Here is a 14,131-nt window from a genome sequence, read left to right as displayed (position 1 = left end):
TTATAGACAATGACTTTTCGATTTACTATTCTTTTGAGTTACACGGGATTTGAGTCGATAAAGAACGTTTAGTAATATTAATGATATTACTATAGGAAATAGGTGTTCATAATGGGAAGAATGATTGTACTAGGATCAGGAATATTAGGTGCTTCGGCTGCTTTTCACTTAGCGTCAAAAGGAGTAAAAGTGATCCTTGTTGACCGTGCCGAGGTGGGACAAGCAACGAATGCGGCCGCAGGAATAATTTGCCCATGGATTTCGCAAAGACGAAATAAGGCATGGTATGAGTTAGTGAAGCACGGGGCGCGTTATTACCCTGATTTGGTCGAAAAATTGTCCTCTTATGAAGTAGGTAATAGGGGATATCGAAAAGTTGGAGCCTTAAGCCTTCATACAAATGAGGAAAAACTGATACAAATGGCAGATAGGGCCATAAAACGGAGAGAGGATGCACCTGAAATCGGTGAGGTGAAAATCCTAACTTATGAAGAAACAAAAGAGGTGTTTCCTCTCGTTGCAGAAGGATATGGATCTGTTTATGTTTCTGGCGGAGCAAGGGTAGACGGAAGACTCATAAGGGATGCATTAGTAAAGGCTGCGGTTCAGCTTGGTACGGAATACGTTAGTGGGAATGCTTCACTCGTATGTGAGGATAACTGTGTGAGTGGCGTGGTTGTTGATGGTGAGCGGTTCGAGGCTGATCAAGTGCTTGTCACGACGGGAGCTTGGGCACGAGAGGTATTGGAGCCTGTTGGTGTGAATTTTGAAGTTTCGGGGCAAAAAGCGCAAATTCTCCATTTAGAGTTACCAGGTGTGGACACCTCCGAGTGGCCCGTTGTCATGCCTCCGAATAATCAGTACTTATTAACGTTTGAAGATGGTCACGTCGTTGTCGGGTCAACGCATGAAGACAATAAAGAATTTGATACGAGAGTCACTGCTGGTGGGTTAAATGAAATTATCGGTAAAGCATTAGAGGTGTTTCCAGGCTTAGAGGAAGCGACGGTAGTTGAAACGAGAGTGGGCTTTCGTCCATTTACCCCCGACTTTCTACCAGTGATTGGTACGGTTCCTGGATTAAAAGGTGTTTTAGTCGCGAATGGACTTGGAGCCTCTGGCCTGACGAGCGGCCCGTTTTTGGGTGCAGAGCTCGCAAAGCTCGCTCTTGGAGAAGATACCGTGCTGGATGTGAGCCGCTATTCGGTGGAGGGTGCGATTGGGGATTGATAAGTTTGAACATCGCAAATAAGTTCTGGGAATCGCAAATAAAATTTCAGGATCGCAAGTAAATTCCGGGAATCGCAAGTGAAATTTCAGGATCGCAAATAAATTCCGGGAATCGCAAGTAAAATTTAGGATCGCAAATAAATTCCGGGAATCGCAAATAAAATTTCAGGATCGCAAATAAATTCCGAGAATCGCAAATAAAATTTCAGGATCGCAAACAAATCCTGAGAATCGCAAATAAATTCTCAGGATCACAAATATTTTCACTTTTTCTCAGAGAAGAGCTTCATTTTTTTCGAAAAATGATATTTTTTGCCTTTGAGGGTTCCACTTTCAGATAAATGTAGTGATTTTAAGAGGTGGCTGGCGACAAAAGGGGAGTCAATTTGAAGGAAATCACGACATTTTGCATTTGTTATCGTAGGGGAAATTAGTAACGAATAATCTTGCAACGCCTCAAGATGTGCCAGGCGATCTGAATGGCCACAGTTCATGCATGTCCAGCGACCTTTTTTACGTTGCATATGAAACAATTGACAGCTCGGACATTGAACTCCCTTTACCAGTTCATTTTCTTGAATTTGGAATTTCTTTAATACATCATATTCAGCTTCTTTATGGTCCTTTAATAGTTTTCTACTTAATTTTTTAAGTTGTAAGGTTTCCATCATCTCCGTTTTATATTTTGACTGAAGCTCCTTTAATCGTAGAGGGAGCTTATTTGCGTGAATGACTTGCTTAAATAGATAAGCTTTTCCGGGATCTGTACTAATAATAGTAGATGAATTACTAACTACAATTAGGTATTCTACTGGCATGCTATAACCTAGTTGTTGAAAAAGGCAATCTGCCAAAAAAGACTGGTGCCTACGTGCTTGGCTATTGGATCTGGGAAAGCTTCCTTTTTGTCATTCCATGTACGAATGAGTTGACCGAATTGAGAGTCAAAATGAATTTCTCCGATAATGTTCTTGGTTTCAATAATTAATGCAAAGGTAGGAAAAAGGATGAGAACATCCATCTCAAATATAGATTCATGTTGTTCGAGGCGAAGGTTATGAAAGAGGAAAGAGGTTAAGGGAAGTTGATGAAAATAATAACAGAGAGATCGTTCACCATAATAGCCGGCTTTTCGTTTGGTTAAGTCAGCTAGTATTTGTGGATACTTATGATGAGTAGAAAACATTCTTTTTTCTAAACACTGTACGGCTTGAAGCTTTAATGGAACAGTTAATTCTTTTACAATCAATCGGCATCTTCCTTTCTATTAGCATGATCTAAGCATTCGACAAAATCCCTCTATTTTCCTCTACCGTTTTCTCGAAAAGATTGATTCAAATCACATCAACATAGAACGTAACAAGATATGATTGATTCATACAGAAGGAAAGGACCTGATAATGATGCAACGACAAAGCTTATCTAATTTTATCGAATATAATGAAGAGAAATTTACGAAACGTGTGATTTTTAAAGAAGGGGAGAGTACAGTATTTGTATTAAACTTTTCAAAAAATCAAGCACTCCCTGCTCATAAACATCCTGGGACAAATGTGTTTATTCAGGTGGTAGAGGGAGAAGGAACCTTTCATGTGGATGGAGAAAGCTTGGCTGTATCCAAACATGATGTGATTCATTTTACTGGGGAAGAGGAAATGTCTTTCGTGAATGGTGAGGGCAATACGTGCTTGTATGTTATGCTAAACAAGATTCCAGATGAAAGATATGTAAAAGAAATCTAACCAAAAGGCTCACCTGTCGAGGTGAGCCTTCTTCTTTATTTCTCGTCAGCTGTAGGGTGCTTCCCGCTTAATTGCAGGCTAGCTTTTCCTTCTTCGAGAAGATGTTGAATGTCTTTGAATTTTACAAATCGCTTATTTACATCATCAAATAATTTAAAGTGGATGGACTCAAGGCTCGTACCTAGAGTAACGGTTGTTGCTTTTTGTAATGGTGGTGTAGATTCATGTGCTTTTTCAAGATTATAGTTAGGAACCTTAGGTGCTAGATGATGCACATGGTGAAAGCCGATGTTTCCAGTCACCCATTGTAAGATCTTCGGAAGCTTGTAATAAGAACTTCCTTCAACAGCTGCCTTCACATAGTTCCACTCTTCTTCATGTTCAAAATAGCTGTCTTCATATTGATGTTGTACGTAAAATAACCAAATTCCTAATGCACCAGCAACAAATAGAATTGGCGCCTGGACAAGAAGGAATGCTTTCCAGCCAACTAACCAAATCATAAACGCATACAACACAACGATCGCAATATTGTTGAAATAAGTGTTGAGACGCTCTTTACGTTTTGCATCTTTCACATTGATACGATTGGTAACAAGGAACAAGAATATCGGTCCTAGAACGAACATAACAAACGGGTTACGGTACATTCTGTATTTAAGGCGTTGAGTTGGTGTAGCAGCTAAATATTCTTCAACCGTCATCACCCAAATGTCACCAATGCCACGCTTATCTAAGTTTCCGCTTGTTGCGTGGTGAATATTGTGGCTTCGCTTCCACTGTTCGTAAGGAAACATCGTTATAATCCCACTGATGTTACCAATAATCGCATTTGCTTTACGATTTTTAAAGAACGATTGGTGGCAGCAATCATGGAAAATGATAAAGATTCGAATCACAAATCCAGAAGCAACAATAGCTAGTGGCAACGTTAGCCAGTAAGAAATTGAAAGACTCGCGTACGCTAAATACCATAAACCGAAGAATGGGACAAATGTGTTAATCATTTGTTTTATACTTTTACTCATATCTGACTTTTCAAAAGGGACTACGCTTTTTCTTAATTCAGCCGTTTTTTGCTTGCTCATAAAAGCCTCCTACAAGGTTTTAAATTTATCTACTGTAATTGTAGTGTTTATGAGTAGGTCATGAAAAGGCATAAATGTATAGAGTAGGACATGACAAATGTCATGTTTCAAGAAAAATTTTAAAAGAAATTACTGGGAAATCCTTAAAAAATTCGAAAAAATGTAGACACATTGCTTTTCATGAGCATATTTTTACATACGTTCCCTATTTCAAGATATACTAGTCTGTATGTATACATTTGGATAGGAGGACATAAAATGTGGCAGGAATTTAAGAAGTTTGCTTTAAAAGGAAATGTGATTGACCTGGCTGTTGGGGTGGTAATTGGTGGGGCGTTTAGTAAAATTGTTAGTTCACTTGTAGACAATATCCTTATGCCGATTGTAGGACTCTTATTAGGGGGATTTGATTTTACAAAGCTAGAATATACATATGATGATGCAACGATTAAATATGGTCAATTCATACAAAATGTGGTTGATTTCTTTATTATTGCATTTTCCATTTTCCTATTTATAAGATTATTACAGAAGTTTAGAAAGAAGCAAGAAGTAAAATCGGAAGTAAAGGCACCAACAACAGAGGAAAAATTACTTTCAGAAATTCGTGATATCTTAAAGGAACAACAGCAACAAAAGGGTGTATAAAAAGAAGCGATTGCTATGAGGCAATCGTTTTTTTTGTCATTTTTTCGTTCTATTAGTGTCATGCTAATTTGTATACATATGCTTGGATATTAGGTAAAATAAATTACTAACTAATCCTATAGATAAGGTGTGATATAGATGCCATCTGAAGTTCGTACGATTCCAAAGCCACTAGTGCAAGTCAATCAGTCGATCATTGTACTCTCGGTTATCCTAACATGGGTTACAAATATGGAATGGATTTTATTAATTCCTCTACTTTCAGGTGTATGTGGAGTTATTTTTCGTAGTAATCCAATCATGGAGGTAGCGAAGCGGTTTTTAAAAAAGGAACCATCAAAGTATCTGCAAGAAGATTGGGAGCAGCAGCAGTTTAATCAAAAAATTGCCATACTATGCTTAGGGGTAGGTTTTATTGGGTTTGCCTTCAATCTGCCAGTGGTAGGGTATATATTTACGATACTAGTCGCGATTGCTGCGACCGTTGCCCTATTAGGTTTTTGTATCGGTTGCTTTATTCATTATCAGTGGAAAATGTATCAGTACAGAAAATTGAAGAGTCAACAATAGGGATAGGTAGGGGTCAGCACTAGTGCTGCCTTTTTTTTGGCTATTTCTATATTTTTGGAGAATTTTGTCATACGATTTATGGGCTGAAAGTGAGCTTTGCTAACCGAGGGTACTCAGTGATTATGATAAAATGTAAACAAGTTATTAAAGAAAAGAGGAGCAGAATAGGATGGGAGAAACTAAGAAGAGCCAAGAAATAATTAGCTGGGGTAAATCGGTGTTTATTGCTTTTGCTATCGTAGTCGTCGTTCGTACATTTGTCTTTGCTCCTTATATTGTGGATGGTGCCTCGATGGAACCCACGCTTCACGATCAAGAGAAAATATTTGTTAACAAAGTAAATACAGACAAAATTGAACGTGAGGACATTGTGATTATTAAAGGAGAAGGCGAAAATTACGTAAAAAGAATTATTGGCTTACCTGGAGATATGATCGAAATAAGGGAGGATCAGTTACTAATCAATGGTGTGGTTCACAGTGAAGAGTATTTAGAAAGTAATCGTGAGCAAGCTCATGAACAAGGTAGTGTGTTAACGGGGGATTATGGACCTACTCTCGTTCCGGAAGGGCATTATTTTGTATTGGGTGACAATCGACTTCGCAGTATGGACTCAAGAAACGGTCTTGGTTTTATTAAGAAGGAAAAGATTGTTGGAGTTAGTGAGTTTGTATTTTATCCATTTTCTGATGTTCGAGAGGTACAATAGCAATTAATGCCATTGACATAAAAACGTTCATGAATTATTCTAGTAAAGCATTTAAATTAAATATGATCCTCATCAGCTCAAGATGAGGTAGAGGTTGCGAAAAATATTAGTAGGTTGGATGAGAGCCAGAGAAGCTCAATGATTTCAGTTGAAAGGAATTTTCGCCGAAGCACTATAATTCTCTGACTATAGTAGCTGGGACTACATCGAATAGGTGTAGGACTGTCATAGCAAAAAGCTATGTTGAACTATCCATTTGCCTGATGCGGTTACTGTAAAACACACTGTACTCACGTTTTGGTGTGTTTTTTTATGTCTTTTAGGGACCTCTATTTTTGAGAGTTAAAGAATAATAATAGAAAGGAATATTATTATGGGGAAACAAACTAAGTTAGGTTTATGGATACTAACTGCATTAGTAGTTGGAAATATGGTAGGTTCGGGTATCTTTATGTTACCACGTTCACTGTCAGAAGCTGCAAGTCCAGCGGGAGTTATTCTCGCTTGGTTATTTACAGGAGCAGGAGTGCTTGTAACAGCGCTTGTGTTCGGGAATTTAGGAATGAGAAAGCCGAATTTAAATGGTGGACCACAAATTTATGCGAAAGAGCTTTTTAAGCCAAATTCTAGAGGCTCGGTTCTTTCCGGCTTCATGGCTACTTGGGGTTATTGGATTGGTAACTTAGCAGGAAATATTGCCATCATTACAACATTCGCTAGTTATTTATCAACGTTCTTTCCAATACTAACGAGTCAGGCTGAGTTATTTACAGTTGGTTCCTTTACTTTAAAGGTCGGAAATGCATTAACTTTTGCGGTTTGTTCGATTTTATTATGGGGAACACACTTCATTATTTTACGTGGGTTAGAAAATGCAGGGAAATTAAACTTCATTGCAACAGCTTCAAAAGTGGCAGGTTTCTTCATCTTCATTATTGTTGCCTTGTTTGCATTTGAGGCTTCCAATATGCTTCCTATGGTTGAGCCACGTTTCGATGAGAATGGTGCTTCGGTTGGGCTAATGGGTCAGATTAGCAATGCGGCGGTTGCTACTTTATGGGCGTTTATCGGTGTAGAATCCGCGGTTGTTTTTGCGGGACGTGCGAAAAAGCAAATTGACGTCAAGCGTGCAACGATTCTAGGGTTGTTCATTGCGTTAGCCATTTATATTGGAGTAAGTACATTAGTTATGGGCTTATTAAGCCAAGAGGCGTTAATTGCGTCAGACAAGCCATTAATTGATGCGATTGTCTCCGTGCTTGGACCTGTTTCTGGAAAAGTGTTAGCAGGTATTGGATTAATCAGCTTATTTGGATCCACCATTGGTTGGGTGATGCTAAGTGCAGAGGTTCCGTACCAAGCAGCCAAGCAAGGTCTGTTTTTACCTGCATTCTTAAAGGAAAACGAGAAGAGTATTCCGGTGTTATCAATGATAATAACAAACTCATTAGGACAGTTATTTATCTTCTCAACCATTTCAAATTCAATCTCTGCGGCCTTTGACTTTGTTATTTATATTGCAACCTTATCTTACCTGGTTCCTTACTTCATTGCAGCTGTATTCCAGTTAAAGCTAGTGATTACAGGTGAAACGTATGAAGGACAAGCAAGATCAAAAGTGATTGACGGTGTCATTGCTTTACTAGCTACTTTGTATTCGGTATGGGTAATCTATGCGGGTACAGCAGACATCAAAACATTTATGTTCGGTATGGCTCTTCTTGCAAGTGGAATCTTCTTCTACGGCCCAGTTGCCAGAGCGCACAGCAAAAAAACAAAAGCCAAAAAAGCAGCCTAACACCTATTGCGGTGACAGACACCACAAAAAGACAAATGAGGCCAAAGTGTCCACGGAGGGTGTCTGTCACCGCTCGTGGACAAAAAGGGGTAAAGTGTCCTTCTGGGAAGGACACTTTACCCCTTTTTATATGTCCAGCTTCAGCGACCAGCAACTAGTGTACTTCGATCTTCTCCCTACGATAAGTCAACATCGAATCGCTTCCGCTCTCCGTGTTGTCTAGCTCCAGCACCTAGCTCCTCGGGTCATAAGCCAAAGCCCTACAGAGGTCAGGACCTCTTTCGTTCTTCGTCTTATGCCTGTCGGAGCTGATCAAGGTGCTTCCGCTTTTCGGATTCCTTTATCTCAGTCGAAGCTCTCCAGTCCATACGTTGCTAAACGGGCGCTTCCGCTTTTCTTGTTTAGCGTGCTACTTTGTTAAGGAACTGCTGCGTTCTAGGGTTGGTTGAGAGGGTGAAGATTTCTTCTGGTGTTCCTTTTTCAGCTATGATTCCTTGATCCATGAATATGACTTGGTCTGCTACATCTCTAGCAAACTCCATTTCATGGGTAACAACAACCATCGTCATGCCTTCTTCAGCAAGATCCTTCATGACTTTTAATACTTCACCAACAAGCTCTGGATCGAGCGCAGAGGTTGGTTCGTCAAATAATAATACTTTCGGATCCATTGCCATCGCTCTTGCAATCCCGACGCGTTGCTGCTGGCCACCTGATAGTTGGTGAGGGTACATATCCGCACGATCGCTCAGTCCAACTTTGGCTAGTAAATCGAGAGAACGCTTTTTGGCCTCCGCTTTTGAGCGTTTTAAAACAACCACTTGGCCTTCCATTATATTCTCAACAACTGTTAAGTGTGGAAACAGGTTGTACGATTGAAATACCATTCCCGTTTGTTGACGAAAGGCGGTCATTTGAGTCGGTTTTAGCTTCGTTCCTGGTTGAAACTGAAGTTCTTTTTTCCCAATCGTAATCGCCCCTTGATTTGGAATTTCCAATAAATTAAGACATCGTAAAAGGGTCGTTTTCCCTGAACCAGATGGGCCAATAACAACAGCCGTTTTACCCTTTTCCACCTCTAAGTCAATTCCTTTTAAAACATCAATGTCTCCAAAGCTTTTATATAAATTTTCTAGTTTAATCATAGCCAATACTCTCCCTTCCTACTTTGCTACGCTGCGGTCAAAGCGACGTTCGAGCATGGATTGAGCATAGGACAGCACCGTACTGAACATTAAATAAATAAATGCTACTTCAATATAAAGCCAAAGAGGTTCGTACGTAGCTGCAGCCACCTGTTGCCCTTTTTGAAACATCTCTGTAACGGTGATCGTGGCCGCAAGGGAAGTGTCTTTTACAAGGCTGATAAAAGAGTTTCCAAGTGGTGGAACAGATACTCTTATCGCTTGTGGGAGGATGATTCGCCTCATGGCTTGTGCCCGAGTCATGCCAATGGAATAGGCTGCTTCCCATTGTCCTTTAGGAGTGGAAAGAATCGCTGCACGAATAATTTCCGAGCTATAAGCCCCTTTATTTAGGGTGAAACCAAGTACTGCTGCTGGAAATGGATCTAGCGTAATTCCCACACTTGGAAGACCATAAAATAGGATGAATAGTTGAACAAGTAACGGTGTACCCCGAAAAATCCAAACATAAAATTTAGCAATCGCAACGAGAGGCTTAATACCTGATATGCGAGCAATTGCTGTGAAAAAAGCTAATATAAGACCAAGTGTAAATGTGATCAGTGTTAATGGAACCGTAAAATATAAACCAGCTTTTAAAATAGGAAAAAAGGAATCGCTAAGGATTCCTATAATTCGTTCCGCTCTTTCATCTAAGACCATTTCAATTCAGTCCTTTACTTCAATACGTCTTCGCCAAACCATTTAGTTGAGATTTCAAGGTAGGTTCCGTCTTCGATCATGTCAGCTAATGCACCGTTAACCGCATCAACTAGCTCTTTGTTATCTTTACGGAATAAGAAGGCATTGCTTGTTACATCCGCTTCTTCATCCACCTTTTTAATCGCTAGGTCAGGACGTTGCTTTTTTAAATCCAGGTAAGAAAGATTATCGTTGATCGTTGCATCAATACGACCTGAAGTGATTAAATCAATTGCTTGGTTAAATCCATCCACCACGGTGTTTGTTGCTCCATGTGCTTCTGCAATTTTGCGGTAGTTACTGTCTAATGATTGTCCTACTTTTTTTCCATTCAGATCTTCAAATGTTTTAATGTCTTCGTTTGCTTCACCAACAACAAGAACCGCTTTTGAAGAAATATAAGGTTCAGACATATCATATTTCTCGAGGCGATCTTCGCGAATAGCTACTTGGTTAGCAACCATGTCATAACGCTTGGCATCTAGTCCAGCAATCATTCCGTCCCATTTTGTTTCTACGAAAACAGGCTTAATATCAAGGCGCTTGAATACTTCTTCAGCAATCTCAATGTCAAACCCAGTTAGTTTTCCTGACTCGTCATGGAAAGTAAACGGTGCATAAGTACCTTCTGTACCGATTGTAATTTCACCTTTTTCTTTAATCTCTTCGTATAAGTTTGCTGCTGTTTCTTCTTCCTTTGCTCCACAAGCTGTTAAAGCTAGAGAAAGAAGGAGAGTGAACAGCACGAATAATAATTTCTTCATGTTTAAACCCCCACTAAGTTTATCGGATTAATTTAAAAACTATCTTAGGTTAATATTTTATTTGATATATGTCAAACATTTATTCTTATCTTTCACAGAAATGTAACTTATATGTAGGAAAAGAAATAGAACAGACCCGTTTAGCCAGTTCCATTAAATCATGTCTTCATGAGTGATTTTCCAGTGCTCATTTTTTATCAGCTGTTCTAGTTTATCTGTATCTTTGTCTCTAAAATGTTTAACTATTTTTGCATGTTGCTCGTTCATTTGTGTTAGTACAGAGAATAGCTTATCTTCGTCCTTACTTAAGTAAATCTGTCTAACAAAACTATTTTGTAACGATTGCAGCAGTTCGATTAATGTTTCATTATTGCATTTCTCAATATAAACCTGATGAAATTCGTTTTGATATTTTTGATAATCAGAATAATTTCGTTGAGAGATCGCTTGGTCAATTTTTTTGACCATCTCTTCCATCTTCTGTAAGTCTTCATCCGTAAGAAGCTGTAGGGATAAAGATGCTGCTAAAGCGTCAAGTACAGCAACTACTTGGAAAACATCAAGCTTGGTTTTTATCGTAAGTTCTTTTACGATAAATCCTTTTCGAGGGAAAAATTCAAGTAAGTTTTCGGATGCAAGCTGTATTAAAGCTTCTCTTACAGGAGTTCTACTCACTTCCAATTGATCTGCTAGGGCTACTTCATTTATTTTTTGATTAGGAAGCAAGTTTCCATTCTGAATTTCTGTAGCTATGTAATCATACACATGATCTTTTAAGGATCGGTATCTCTTATTAATCGTCCATTCCTCCTTACTGAAGCCTTTTTTTCTGTAACTTATTATACCTTAAGTATAAGAAGGGGAGAGCCCTCAACCTATCTAATAAAAAATTTCCTTTAATATTTGTTATAAAATTCTGTATATTATACAATATACAATATACATTAGAAACATAGTTAATGATATACAAATTATTGAGGTGAGTAGACATGGTTAAACACAACTTTATGAATATAAATGACGGAACAAAAGCGGTATGGGCAGGAGAAGAGGCATCCCTTGCTTTTAATGCAACCCAAGTGCCTGTCGTCTTAAGTGTAGCTTACAATTATGATGATATTGATGAATGGCAGGATGTGGCACTGGGGTTAAAACCAGGACATACTTACAATCGTATGACGAATCCAACGGTCGAAGCTTTCGAGGAAAAAGTACGAATTCTGGAAGGTGCAGAAGCAGCAGTCGGCTTTTCGTCGGGGATGGCCGCCATAAGCAGTACGCTATATACGTTTTTACGGCCAGGAGATCGAGTTGTGTCTGTTAAGGACACATATGGAGGAACCAATAAAATTTTCACCGAGTTTCTACCCAATATAGATGTAAATGTGACGTTATGTAATACCGGGAATCATGAAGAGATCGAGGCGGAAGTGGCTAAAGGGTGCAAGATATTGTATTTAGAGTCACCAACGAACCCGACACTGAAGATTACAGATATTGAAAGAATGGTGAAGGCAGGAAAAGCAGTAGGAACCTTGGTTATCATTGATAATACGTTTGCTACTCCAATTAATCAAAACCCCATTCAATTTGGGGTAGACATCGTTATTCATAGTGCCACTAAGTTTTTAAGTGGTCACGCAGATGCGATGGGTGGAGTGGTATGCGGTCCAAAGGAACTGATGGAAAAAGTGTATCATTACCGAGAGATTAATGGTGCCACGATGGATCCTTGGTCAGCCTATCTTATTTTAAGAGGAATGAAAACATTAAAACTTCGTGTAAGACAGCAAGAAAAGAGTGCGATGGAAATAGCGAGGTATTTGAAAAAACAGAAGCATGTAGAGGAAGTGTTTTATCCGGGATTAGAAACACATCTTAATCATGATATTGCGAAAAAACAAATGAAGGGCTTCGGGGGAATCGTTAGTTTTGTCTTAAAAGAGGAGATGGAGGCTATCAAAATTCTATTGCCAAAGTTACAGTATGCAAATAGAGCTGGTAATCTTGGGGCTGTAGAGACGATCTATGGTCCAGCAAGAACCACGAGTCATGTGGAGTGTACCCTTGAAGAACGGAAGGAATTAGGGATACCTGAAGGGCTCGTTCGTATATCGGTCGGAATCGAGGATACCGAAGATTTGATAGCTGATCTTGAACAAGCTTTTGCCCATCTAGAATCACAATTATCTTTAGAGTTATAGGTTAAAAAGGGGTAATTCGTTATAATAGCTTCATATAGATAGTAGGAGTGAAGTATGGATGTACCTAACAGTAAAAGAAACGGCAGAGTATTTATCAGTTTCCGTTCAGTATGTAGAAAATCTAATTTTACAGGGAAAAATCAGGGTGTTGCATGATAGTGATGGTGTGCCCATGATTTACAAGGATCAATTCAAATCCCATTTTGAACAGCTTGAAAAATACAAAAACCTCATAAAAGAGCTAGAAAACGAGCCAATTCCAGAAGACAAAGACATCAAAGACGAGGATTAAATAGTAACAGGGGAGAATAAAAATGTTGATAGGTTTATATTCTCCCTTTATTTGTATGATATTTATCATTTTTATGCAGTTGTCAATGAGTATGTAAGATAGATTGACAGTAAAAATTATAGTAAAAATGTTAACCAAAGATATTTTCAAATACTAAATAAGGTAGGAATACCAGTACTTACACTTTACCCCAGTAGAGCGCTAATAAATTATCCTAACAAAGTTTTTGTTGTTGCATAAAAAAACGATAAAAGTTATAATAGTTTCATGTCAAAATATACTGAAAATTTAGAGTTGTGAGGTATTTGCTAGAGAAAGTCTTAATAAAAAATAAGACCATTTTTAAGGGGGCAATGTAGTGAAAAAACTATCTTTATTATCATTTTTGTTAGTGTTTAGTATGCTCTTGACTGCTTGTGGAACAAGCGATCAGAACAATGGATCCGATGAAGGAGCTAGTGAAGAGAAGAAAACATTAAGAGTCGTAACGGACGCAGCTTACGCACCATTTGAATACATGGATGGCGATAAAATTGTTGGATTTGATGTTGACTTCGTTAATGCAGTTGCGAAAGAAGCTGGCTATGAGGTTGATATCGTTCATGTAGGTTGGGAACCTGTTTTCGTAGAGTTAGAAGATAGAATTGCTGACTTTGCTGTATCAGCCATTACAATTAATGATGAGCGTAAGGAATCATATGATTTCTCACACGCTTACTTTCTATCAACAAATAAAATTCTTGTTCCAGAAGGCAGTGATATCAAATCGGCTGCAGACTTAAAGGACAAGAAAGTCGCGGTTCAAAACGGAACAACAGGTCAAGAAGCAATTGAGAGTGTACTAGGAGAAAACAATCCTAATATCAAAAAGTTTGAAAATACGGTTCTAGCAATTATGGAGCTTAAAGGTGGCGGAGCAGACGCGGTTGTTGCCGATAACACTGTGGTTGAAGAGTACGCGAAAAATAACCCGAATGATAAGTTTGTTGTCGTTGAAGATACGGACGCATTCGCAGCAGAGTATTATGGATTAATGTTCCCGAAAGATAGCGAGTTAAAAGCAGAAATTGATGAAGCCATTAACACTATATATGAAAACGGAACATATGCAGAGATTTATAAAGAATGGTTTGGTTCTGAGCCAGACCTTGAAGATTTAAAAGCACAACAATAATTAGTTACTTGGTTATTTAAGGCGTA

Annotated in this window: 16 protein-coding genes and 1 riboswitch; of the genes, 9 read left to right on the top strand and 7 right to left on the bottom strand. The window is 38.7% G+C overall.

The features are described 5' to 3' along the window. Positions 1-111 precede the first annotated feature (111 nt). Positions 112-1,230 (top strand): NAD(P)/FAD-dependent oxidoreductase, encoded by a 1,119-nt coding sequence (locus ACRX5O_RS23855; protein WP_433908230.1) that lies wholly within the window; start codon positions 112-114, stop codon positions 1,228-1,230. Between the two features lie 263 nt (positions 1,231-1,493). Here ACRX5O_RS23855 and ACRX5O_RS23850 read toward each other — a convergent pair whose 3' ends face one another. Continuing rightward, positions 1,494-2,048, bottom strand: coding sequence for a hypothetical protein (locus tag ACRX5O_RS23850; protein WP_433908229.1), 555 nt, complete (start codon positions 2,046-2,048; stop codon positions 1,494-1,496). Positions 2,049-2,056: 8 nt separating this feature from the next. Further along, positions 2,057-2,479, bottom strand: a complete 423-nt coding sequence (locus ACRX5O_RS23845; RefSeq protein WP_433908228.1) for a nuclease-related domain-containing protein — start codon at positions 2,477-2,479, stop codon at positions 2,057-2,059. Positions 2,480-2,630: 151 nt separating this feature from the next. Here ACRX5O_RS23845 and ACRX5O_RS23840 point away from each other — a divergent pair, with 151 nt between their 5' ends. After that, on the top strand, positions 2,631-2,972 hold the full coding sequence (locus ACRX5O_RS23840; protein WP_433908227.1) for a cupin domain-containing protein: 342 nt from the start codon (positions 2,631-2,633) through the stop codon (positions 2,970-2,972). Between the two features lie 35 nt (positions 2,973-3,007). Here the strand turns inward: ACRX5O_RS23840 and desA are convergent, their stop codons facing one another. After that, positions 3,008-4,060, bottom strand: coding sequence for a Delta(5) desaturase DesA (gene desA, locus ACRX5O_RS23835; protein WP_433908226.1), 1,053 nt, complete (start codon positions 4,058-4,060; stop codon positions 3,008-3,010). A 258-nt stretch (positions 4,061-4,318) separates the two neighbouring features. Between desA and mscL the strand changes: the two genes are divergently transcribed. From mscL to ACRX5O_RS23815, 4 genes are all read left to right on the top strand, one after another. Then, positions 4,319-4,708 (top strand): large conductance mechanosensitive channel protein MscL, encoded by a 390-nt coding sequence (gene mscL, locus ACRX5O_RS23830; RefSeq protein WP_433908225.1) that lies wholly within the window; start codon positions 4,319-4,321, stop codon positions 4,706-4,708. A gap of 138 nt (positions 4,709-4,846) precedes the next feature. Continuing rightward, entirely contained in the window at positions 4,847-5,278 is a 432-nt protein-coding gene (locus tag ACRX5O_RS23825) for a DUF4395 domain-containing protein (protein ID WP_433908224.1), read from the top strand. 169 nt (positions 5,279-5,447) lie between these two features. Then, positions 5,448-5,987: a signal peptidase I gene (lepB, locus tag ACRX5O_RS23820; protein ID WP_433908223.1), complete on the top strand. Its 540-nt coding sequence runs from the start codon at positions 5,448-5,450 to the stop codon at positions 5,985-5,987. Between the two features lie 80 nt (positions 5,988-6,067). Continuing rightward, a riboswitch (Lysine riboswitch) is annotated at positions 6,068-6,246 on the top strand. 114 nt (positions 6,247-6,360) lie between these two features. Continuing rightward, entirely contained in the window at positions 6,361-7,785 is a 1,425-nt protein-coding gene (locus tag ACRX5O_RS23815; RefSeq protein WP_433908222.1) for an amino acid permease, read from the top strand. Positions 7,786-8,186: 401 nt separating this feature from the next. Here ACRX5O_RS23815 and ACRX5O_RS23810 read toward each other — a convergent pair whose 3' ends face one another. The 4 genes from ACRX5O_RS23810 to ACRX5O_RS23795 all read right to left on the bottom strand — a co-directional run bounded on the left by ACRX5O_RS23810 (position 8,187) and on the right by ACRX5O_RS23795 (position 11,200). Beyond that, positions 8,187-8,930, bottom strand: a complete 744-nt coding sequence (locus ACRX5O_RS23810) for an amino acid ABC transporter ATP-binding protein (protein ID WP_433908221.1) — start codon at positions 8,928-8,930, stop codon at positions 8,187-8,189. A gap of 18 nt (positions 8,931-8,948) precedes the next feature. Next, on the bottom strand, positions 8,949-9,632 hold the full coding sequence (locus ACRX5O_RS23805) for an amino acid ABC transporter permease (RefSeq protein WP_119706659.1): 684 nt from the start codon (positions 9,630-9,632) through the stop codon (positions 8,949-8,951). A 14-nt stretch (positions 9,633-9,646) separates the two neighbouring features. Next, a complete protein-coding gene (locus tag ACRX5O_RS23800) occupies positions 9,647-10,435 on the bottom strand; it encodes an amino acid ABC transporter substrate-binding protein (RefSeq protein ID WP_433908220.1) in 789 nt (262 codons plus the stop codon). A gap of 153 nt (positions 10,436-10,588) precedes the next feature. After that, on the bottom strand, positions 10,589-11,200 hold the full coding sequence (locus ACRX5O_RS23795) for a GntR family transcriptional regulator (protein WP_433908219.1): 612 nt from the start codon (positions 11,198-11,200) through the stop codon (positions 10,589-10,591). A 224-nt stretch (positions 11,201-11,424) separates the two neighbouring features. On the opposite strand from ACRX5O_RS23795, the gene ACRX5O_RS23790 reads away from it, so the two are divergent. The 3 genes from ACRX5O_RS23790 to ACRX5O_RS23780 all read left to right on the top strand — a co-directional run bounded on the left by ACRX5O_RS23790 (position 11,425) and on the right by ACRX5O_RS23780 (position 14,105). After that, entirely contained in the window at positions 11,425-12,639 is a 1,215-nt protein-coding gene (locus tag ACRX5O_RS23790; RefSeq protein ID WP_433908218.1) for a cystathionine gamma-synthase family protein, read from the top strand. 58 nt (positions 12,640-12,697) lie between these two features. Continuing rightward, positions 12,698-12,931, top strand: a complete 234-nt coding sequence (locus tag ACRX5O_RS23785) for a helix-turn-helix domain-containing protein (protein WP_433908217.1) — start codon at positions 12,698-12,700, stop codon at positions 12,929-12,931. A gap of 358 nt (positions 12,932-13,289) precedes the next feature. Continuing rightward, complete coding sequence (locus ACRX5O_RS23780; RefSeq protein ID WP_433908216.1) at positions 13,290-14,105, top strand: basic amino acid ABC transporter substrate-binding protein; 816 nt, start codon at positions 13,290-13,292, stop codon at positions 14,103-14,105. The last annotated feature ends 26 nt before the right edge of the window (positions 14,106-14,131 follow it).

Source organism: Robertmurraya mesotrionivorans (assembly GCF_050971805.1).
Lineage (GTDB): Bacteria > Bacillota > Bacilli > Bacillales > Cytobacillaceae > Robertmurraya_A.
Note: the sequence above shows the minus strand (reverse complement) of the source record. Positions and strands in the feature narration are given on the sequence as shown.